The organism is Coprococcus sp. AM11-30B (genome assembly GCF_027674365.1).
Classification (GTDB): Bacteria; Bacillota; Clostridia; order Lachnospirales; family Lachnospiraceae; genus Allocoprococcus; species Allocoprococcus comes.
In genome coordinates, this window is sequence record NZ_JAQDVB010000058.1 from 1 (window position 1) to 1,396 (window position 1,396).

Sequence of the window (1,396 nt, forward strand, 5' to 3'; positions counted from 1 at the left end):
TTTTTCATCATTCCGCTGACATTCAGATCTTCAATACAGATAAATCTTGGTTTTCGATTTACGATCTCAGATATGGTCTGATTCAAATAGTTTTTACGGATGTTTGTTAATCTGTGATTTCGTTTTAATAAAAGTTTTTCCTTTTTGATTACATTATTGGTTTTGCAGTAACTTTCCCCTTTCTTATTCTTCTCGTAAGAACGAGAGATACTACGCTGTAATCTGCGTTTCTGTTTTTCTAGTTTCTTTACTTTCTGACTCTTATTAATGTTCTTATATTTAACAGCATCAGAGCAGACAGCCAAATCTTTGATTCCTAAGTCTATACCAACTCCATCATCATTAAGTGTTTCCTTGCAATCAGGAAATTCCACACATACACTGATCCACCAGTTCAATCCGTCAAAGGATATTCTCGGATTCATATATTTAACATCTGTTGGAATACGTCCATGTTCTGCAAGTCTTACCCAATTCATTTTCTGCTTATTTGCTTTCCTGCTGGAAGAAAAGCCTTCAAACTTAACGTGGGTATTACTGAATTGTATCTTAACATTGTCCTGATAGAACTTCGGCATTGATCTCTTTTTAGACTTGAATCTTGGGAATTTTTGCAAACCCTTGAAAAAGTTCTTATACGCAGTACAGGCATCTTTGATTGCCTGTTTGGTTACATTATTTGAAATATTCAGCAGCCATGCGTATTCATCAGAATGTCTGAGCTTTGTAAATTCTTTTCTGAGTTCTGAATCTGAAATGAATTTGCCACCTTTTTCATAATTTTCTTTTTCCCTGGCCAAAGCCCAGTTATAAGCAAATCTTGAAGCACCTGCGTACTGAAACATCTTAGTTTTCTGTACGTTGTTTGGTATCAGCATTACTTTTATGGCTTTTACCATCTGTTTCCTCCTGTATCAATTCCCGGATAAGTTTCTTAGCTTTGTTCGCTCGTTTTCCTTGTAATTTGCAGCTGAATACTGTGATTATTTGAACCAGATCTTCAACAAGTTCCTGCTGTTCAGATTTTTCAGTATTATCAATAATCTCAATCTCACAATTATAAAGTGAAGCGATATATTCTATCAACTCAAAACCAAATCGCAATAGCCTGTCTTTATATAAAACAACAACCTTTTCAACTTGATTTTGAGAGATTCGTCTAATCAATTCCTGAAGTCCTTTTTTCTTATAATTAATCCCAGAACCGATATCGCTTATTATCTCAAACGGCTGTCCTTTTGCCAAAAGATATGTCTTAACATTATCAATCTGTCGTTCCAAATCATCTTTTTGTTTATGGCTGGAAACGCGACAATATCCAATTGTAATGCGATTTTTAGGCTTTACATTTATTACCTGGTTGAGTTGCTCATCAGAATAATATCTATAGCCACTT

General features: G+C 34.6%; 2 protein-coding genes. Both read right to left on the reverse strand.

The features are described from left to right. A partial coding sequence (locus PGU50_RS17915) for an RNA-guided endonuclease InsQ/TnpB family protein (protein ID WP_270247655.1) occupies window positions 1–899 on the reverse strand: 899 nt, incomplete at its 3' end. Beyond that, window positions 847–1,396: IS607 family transposase (locus tag PGU50_RS17920; RefSeq protein WP_270247656.1), on the reverse strand; the 550-nt coding region annotated here is incomplete at its 5' end. The genes PGU50_RS17915 and PGU50_RS17920, both read right to left, overlap by 53 nt.